The sequence below is a fragment of the Mesorhizobium sp. M4A.F.Ca.ET.020.02.1.1 genome, assembly GCF_004022645.1.
Taxonomy (GTDB): Bacteria; Pseudomonadota; Alphaproteobacteria; order Rhizobiales; family Rhizobiaceae; genus Mesorhizobium.
The window spans coordinates 1-6,939 of the sequence record NZ_RZOI01000288.1; the positions used below are offsets into that span (position 1 = coordinate 1).

4 protein-coding genes are annotated in these 6,939 nt (G+C 65.7%); 3 read left to right on the forward strand and 1 reads right to left on the reverse strand.

All coding sequences use genetic code 11. The features are described from left to right. On the reverse strand, positions 1 to 900 hold a 900-nt coding region (locus EN742_RS18505; protein ID WP_128333127.1), incomplete at its 3' end, for a LysR family transcriptional regulator. Positions 901 to 1,007: 107 nt separating this feature from the next. Between EN742_RS18505 and EN742_RS18510 the strand changes: the two genes are divergently transcribed. The 3 genes from EN742_RS18510 to EN742_RS18520 all read left to right on the forward strand — a co-directional run. Beyond that, complete coding sequence (locus EN742_RS18510) at positions 1,008 to 2,198, forward strand: acyl-CoA dehydrogenase (RefSeq protein WP_126058515.1); 1,191 nt, start codon at positions 1,008 to 1,010, stop codon at positions 2,196 to 2,198. A 106-nt stretch (positions 2,199 to 2,304) separates the two neighbouring features. Beyond that, entirely contained in the window at positions 2,305 to 5,664 is a 3,360-nt protein-coding gene (locus EN742_RS18515) for a transglutaminase family protein (protein WP_128333128.1), read from the forward strand. Between the two features lie 6 nt (positions 5,665 to 5,670). Then, the coding region (locus tag EN742_RS18520) for a circularly permuted type 2 ATP-grasp protein (RefSeq protein WP_189375445.1) at positions 5,671 to 6,939 on the forward strand (1,269 nt) is incomplete at its 3' end.

Here is a 6,939-nt window from a genome sequence, read left to right on the forward strand (position 1 = left end):
AACAGCCGGATCCTTGCCGAGTTGGCCTAGCAGCCAGTCGCGAAAACTGGCGACCGGCGGATGGCCGCGCTTGTCATGCGGGACAACGAGGTAATAGGCGCTGCGGCTCTGCATCGGTTGACCCGGCGCCGGCAGCAGTTGGCCGCGCTGCAATTCTGCGGCAATCAGGATTTCCGGCAGCAACGCCACGCCGAGCCCGGCCATGCAGGCCTGGGCGGCGGTGCCGAACTGCTCGAACTGCATACCGGGTCCGGTCGGCGCGCTGAGCCCCTGATGCTCAAACCATTCGGTCCAGGCGCCGGGGCGCGTCGCCATGTGCAGCAGTGGCAGGCGGCAGATGTCGGCCGGCGTGGCGATCCGTTGCCCTTTCACGAATTCGGGCGATGCCACCGGCGCCACCGTCTCGCGCACGAGCAGCGTGGAATCGGCATCCGGCCAGTCGGGCAGGCCGTAATGGATGGCGGCGTCGAGCCGTTCGCGGGCGAAGTCGAAGCGGCCGACTCGAGTGACGAAGTTGATGGTGATGTCGGGGTTGTTGGCGACGAAATCGGGGATCAGCGGCATCAGCCAGCGCGTGCCGAAGGTCGGCAAAATCGCCAGGTTAAGGATGCCCCCATGCCGATTGCTCATCAATCCAAGGGCTGCGTTGCGCAGTTGCCCGAGCGCTGATCGCACCGCCTCGGCATAGGCCTCGCCTGCCGTCGACAGCCGGACATTGCGGCTGTCGCGCTCGAACAGGCGGCGTCCGAACTGTTCTTCCAAAAGGCCAACTTGCCGGCTGATGGCGCCTTGGGTGAGATCGAGCTCACGGGCGGCGGCGGTGAAGGAGCCCAGACGCGCCACCGCCTCGAAGGCGGCAAGGGCGCTGGTGGTCGGCAAAAGGCGGCGCTGGACGTTCATGATCTATTACTAACGCTCATTGATTGGTGATGCAATTTCGTTTGATTTTTTCCAGGCGGGGGCCGATAAGCCCCGCACCTCAAGATTTTGCGCGGGAGAGACAGGCCATGGCCGCCGACAAGAACGCATTCGTCTGGGAAGATCCCTTCCTGATCGAGGACCAACTCTCCGAGGATGAGCGCATGGTGCGCGACGGTGCCGCCGCTTTCGCCGCCGACAAGCTCGCGCCTCGCATCGAGGAGGCCTATCTCGACGAGAAGACCGATCCCTCGATCTTCCGCGAGATGGGCGAGGCGGGCCTGCTCGGCATCACCATTCCCGAGGAATATGGCGGGCTCGGCGCCAACTACGTCACCTATGGGCTGGTGGCGCGGGAAGTCGAGCGCATCGATTCCGGCTACCGCTCGATGATGAGCGTGCAGTCGTCGCTGGTGATGTACCCGATCCATGCCTATGGTTCGGACGAGCAGCGCAAGAAGTACCTGCCGAAGCTCGCCTCCGGCGAATGGATCGGCTGCTTCGGCCTCACCGAGCCGGATGCCGGTTCCGACCCGGGCGGCATGAAGACGCGAGCCGAGAAGACGGCGGGCGGCTACAGGCTTTCCGGCTCGAAGATGTGGATCTCCAACGCCCCGATCGCCGACGTCTTCGTCGTCTGGGCGAAATCGGCGGCGCACGACAACCAGATCCGCGGTTTCGTGCTGGAGAAGGGAATGAAGGGGCTGTCGGCGCCGAAGATCGGTGGCAAGCTGTCGCTGCGCGCGTCAATCACCGGCGAGGTGGTGATGGATGGCGTCGAGGTCGGCGAAGACGCGCTGCTGCCCAATGTCTCGGGCCTCAAGGGGCCGTTCGGCTGTCTCAACCGGGCGCGCTACGGTATCTCCTGGGGCGCGATGGGCGCCGCTGAGGATTGCTGGCACCGGGCGCGGCAATACGGCCTGGACCGCAAGCAGTTCGGCAAGCCGCTCGCCGGCACGCAGCTCTTCCAAAAAAAGCTCGCCGACATGCAGACCGAGATCACGCTGGGCCTGCAGGGCTCGCTCAGGGTCGGGCGGCTCATGGACGAAGGCAAGATGGCGCCGGAGATGATCTCGATCGTCAAGCGCAACAATTGCGGCAAGGCGCTCGACATCGCCCGCCAGGCCCGCGACATGCACGGCGGCAACGGCATCCAGATCGGCTACCACGTCATGCGCCATGCGCAGAACCTGGAGACGGTCAACACCTATGAAGGCACGCATGACGTGCATGCGCTGATCCTCGGACGGGCGCAGACTGGTATCCAGGCGTTTTTCTAAGCCGGCAACGCTGCTTAAATTAGGTGCAGCGCAACATCTCTGCTTGGAGAATGGCCTGCATTTGTGTCAGGGTTCGGCGAAGTGAAACGCCGAACCCCGGGGCACCATGGCAATTCTGGCAGCTGTCCACCACCTGACCCACTACAAATACGACCGGCCGGTCGTGCTTGGGCCCCAGGTGATCAGGCTGCAGCCGGCGCCGCATTCGCGCACCAAGGTGCTAAGCCACTCGCTGAAGGTCGAACCGAAGAATCACTTCGTCAACCTGCAGCAGGACCCTTACGGCAACTTCCTCGCCCGCTTCGTCTTCCCTGAGCCGGTGAACGAGCTCAAGATCGAGGTCGATCTCGTCGCCGACATGACGGTCTACAATCCGTTCGATTTCTTCGTCGAGGAATCGGCCGAGAATTTTCCGTTCGAGTATCCGGAAGAAATCAGGGAAGACCTCGCCATCTACCGGACGCCGGAGCCGGCGGGGCCGCTGCTGTCGGCTTTCCTCGGAACGATCGACCGCAGCCCGAGGAACACCGTCAATTTCCTCGTCGACCTCAACGCGCGACTGCAACGCGAGATCGCCTACATCGTGCGCATGGAGACAGGTGTCTTTTCGCCGGAGGAGACGCTGGCCGCGGCCAAGGGCTCGTGCCGGGATACCAGCTGGCTCCTGGTGCAGATCCTGAGGAATCTCGGCATCGCCGCGCGCTTCGTCTCCGGCTACCTGATCCAGCTCAAGCCGGATCTCGTCTCGCTGGACGGGCCGCCCGGCACCGCTGTCGACTTCACCGACCTGCATGCCTGGTGCGAGGTCTATATTCCGGGCGCCGGCTGGATCGGCTTCGACCCGACCTCGGGCCTGCTCACCGGCGAGAGCCATGTGCCGCTGGCCGCCACTCCGCATTTCCGCAACGCCGCGCCGATTTCCGGCATGGCGAGCTTCGCTAATGTCGATTTCGGCTTCGACATGCGGGTCGACCGCATCGCCGAGCATCCACGCATCACCAAGCCGTTTTCGGACGAAAGCTGGCAGGCGCTCGACGCGCTGGGCAACAAGGTCGACGCGGCGCTCACCGCGGGCGACGTTCGCCTCACCATGGGCGGCGAGCCGACCTTCGTGTCGATCGACGATTTCGAGTCGGCGGAATGGAACACGGCGGCGGTTGGCCCGACCAAACGTGAGAAGGCTGATGCATTGATCCGCCGGCTGCGCGAACGCTTCGCGCCGGGCGGCTTCCTCCACTATGGCCAGGGCAAGTGGTATCCGGGCGAAAGCCTGCCGCGCTGGACCTTCTCGCTCTACTGGCGCACCGATGGCGAGCCGGTGTGGCGCGACCCGTCCCTGATCGCGCGCGAAAGGAGCGAGACGGACATCGGGCCGCAGCAGGCCGAAAGCCTGCTGACGGCGATCGCCGGCGAGCTCGGCATCGACAAGGCGATGGTCAGCGAGGCCTATGAGGATCCGGCCGAATGGCTGCTCAAGGAAGGCAAGCTGCCGGACAATGTCGATCCGTCCAATTCCAAGCTGGAGGACCCGGAAGAGCGCAGCCGCATGGCGCGGGTGTTCGAGCGCGGCCTGACCAAACCGTCGGGCTATGTGCTGCCGGTGCAGCGCTGGAACAGCCAGGCAGCGGGGCCGCGCTGGCGATCGGAGAAATGGAAGACCAGGCGTGGCCGGTTGTTCCTGGTTCCCGGCGATTCGCCGGTCGGCTATCGCTTGCCGCTTGGCACTCTGCCCTATGTGCCGCCGGCGCAATTCCCCTACATCGTGCCGGTCGACCCATCGGTTCCGCGTGGCCCGCTGCCGGAGCGCGCGGCCATTTTGCCGGTAGCGTCGCCGGCCGAACTGGAAGGCGCCGACGATATGGCGCGCCGCCAGCAGGCGGTGTCGTTCACCGCAGTGGTCGGCCAGCAGGACCGTGTCGAACAGCAGATCACCGAGATCGGCGGCGCGGTGCGCACCGCGCTCACCGTCGAGCCGCGCGATGGCCGACTCTGCGTGTTCATGCCGCCGGTCGAGGCGCTGGAAGATTATCTCGAACTGGTCGCGGCGGCCGAGAACGCCGCGCGCTCGATCGGACTGCCGGTGCACATCGAGGGCTACGGCCCGCCGCACGATCCGCGTCTCAACGTCATCCGCGTTGCTCCCGATCCCGGCGTCATCGAGGTCAATATCCATCCCGCCGCCAACTGGCAGGAATGCGTTGCCACGACCACGGCAATCTACGAGGAGGCGCGGCAGTCGCGACTCGGCACCGACAAGTTCATGATCGACGGCCGCCATACCGGCACCGGCGGAGGCAACCATGTCGTGGTGGGCGGCGCGACGCCGAACGACAGCCCGTTCCTGCGCCGGCCCGACCTCTTGAAGAGCCTGGTGCTGCAATGGCAGCGCCACCCGTCGCTGTCCTACCTGTTCTCGGGCCTGTTCATCGGCCCGACCAGCCAGGCGCCGCGTTTCGACGAGGCGCGCCACGACTCGCTCTACGAACTCGAAATCGCGATGGCGCAGGTGCCGCATCCCGATAAGGGCGCGGCCCCGTTGCCATGGCTGGTCGATCGGCTGTTCCGCAATCTCTTGACCGACGTCACCGGCAACACGCACCGCTCCGAAATCTGCATCGACAAATTGTTCTCGCCCGACGGCCCGACCGGCCGGCTGGGCCTCGTCGAGTTCCGCGGTTTCGAGATGCCCCCCAATGCGCGCATGAGCCTGGCGCAGCAACTGTTGGTGCGCGCTATCATCGCCCGCGCGTGGAAGAACCCGCTCGATGGCCGCTTCGTGCGCTGGGGCACCTCGCTGCACGACCGCTTCATGCTGCCGCACCATGTCTGGGCGGATTTCCTCGACGTGCTGGAGGACCTGAAGCTCAACGGCTTCGAATTCCGTCCGGAATGGTTCGCCGCGCAGCTCGAATTCCGCTTTCCCTTCTGCGGCGAGGTCCAGCATGCCGGCGTCAAGCTGGAGCTCAGGCAGGCGCTGGAACCTTGGCACGTGATGGGCGAGCAAGGCGCGATCGGCGGCACCGTGCGCTTCGTCGATTCTTCCGTCGAGCGGCTCCAGGTGAAGACGGAGGGCCTCAATCCGGAGCGTCACGCCGTCGTCTGCAACGGCCGCGTCGTACCGATGAACGTGACGGACAACAGGGAGATTGCGGTGGCGGGCGTGCGCTTCAAGGCCTGGCAGCCAGCCTCGGGCCTGCATCCGGCGCTGCCGGTCAACACGCCGCTGGTCTTCGATATCTACGACCGCTGGTCGGGCCGGGCGGTGGGCGGCTGCGTCTACCATGTCGCGCATCCCGGCGGGCGCAATTACGACACCTTCCCGGTCAATGGCAACGAGGCGGAGGCGCGGCGGTTTGCCCGCTTCGAGCCACGCGGCCACACACCGGCGGGTTACGTGCTCCACAACGAAGAAGCTTCTGAAGATTTCCCGATGACCCTTGACCTCAGGCGGCCTCCAAGACTCTGATCGACGATGGCGAAGGGGAATCAGAAGAAGATAGGCGGCAAGCCGCTGAGCCACAGTCTGCTGGAGCACTACCAGCCGATCGACGGCGTCGTCGACGAGATGGTCGACGCCTCGGGCAATCCGCGCCCGGTCTGGCGCGCCTTCATCGAGGCGCTGGAGGACCTTGGCCCTGAAAAGCTCGCCCAGCGCTTCGCCCGCGCCGACCAGTATCTGCGCGACGCCGGCGTCTATTACCGCGTCTACGACAAGGCGGGCGCCAATGAGCGCGAGTGGCCCCTGGCGCATGTCCCGCTGCTGATCGAGGAAAAGGAATGGGCCGCGATCAGCGCCGGCCTCGTGCAGCGCGCCGACCTTTTCGAGGAGATTCTGGCCGACGTCTACGGTCCGAACCGGCTGATTCAAAAGGGCATCCTGCCGGCCAGCCTGATCGCCGCCAGCCCGGAATATTTGCGGCCCGTCGCCGGCACAAGGCCGGCCAGCGGCCATTTCCTCCACATGCTGGCCTTCGAGCTTGGCCGCGGTCCGGACGGCCGCTGGTGGGTGCTGGGCGACCGCACGCAGGCGCCGTCGGGCGCGGGCTTCGCGCTGGAGAACCGTGTCGCCACCACGCGCGCGCTGTCCGACATCTATGGCGAGATGCATGTCCATCGCCTCGCCGGCTTCTTCCGCCGTTTTCGCGACGCGCTGATCGGCATGGCCAAGGACACTGGCGGGCGCGTCGCCATCCTGACGCCGGGACCGCTCAATGAGACCTATTACGAGCACGCCTATATCGCGCGCTATCTCGGCATCATGCTGCTCGAAGGCGAGGACCTGACCGTCTCCAGCGGCAAGCTGATGGTGCGCACCGTCTCGGGGTTGAAGCCGATCGGCGTGCTGTGGCGGCGGCTCGATGCCGCCTTCGCCGATCCGCTGGAACTCAGGCCGGATTCTCAGATCGGCACGCCCGGCCTGGTCGAGGCGATCCGCAGCGGCACGGTCTCGGCCGTCAATGCGCTGGGCTCGGGCCTGATGGAGACGCGGGCGCTGCTATCCTTCCTGCCGAGGATTTCCAGGGAATTGCGCGGCGAAGAATTGCTGCTGCCGAGCGTCGCCACCTGGTGGTGCGGGCAGGACAACGAGCGCGACCATGTGCTTGCCAATTTCGACCGCATGGTGGTCGGACCGGCGCTGTCGACACGGCTTGCCTTCGAGGACGACGATGCGACCAGGCTGGGATCGATGCTCTCCGATGCCGAGCGGGCCGAACTGGCGGCGCGGATCAAGGGCAGCGGC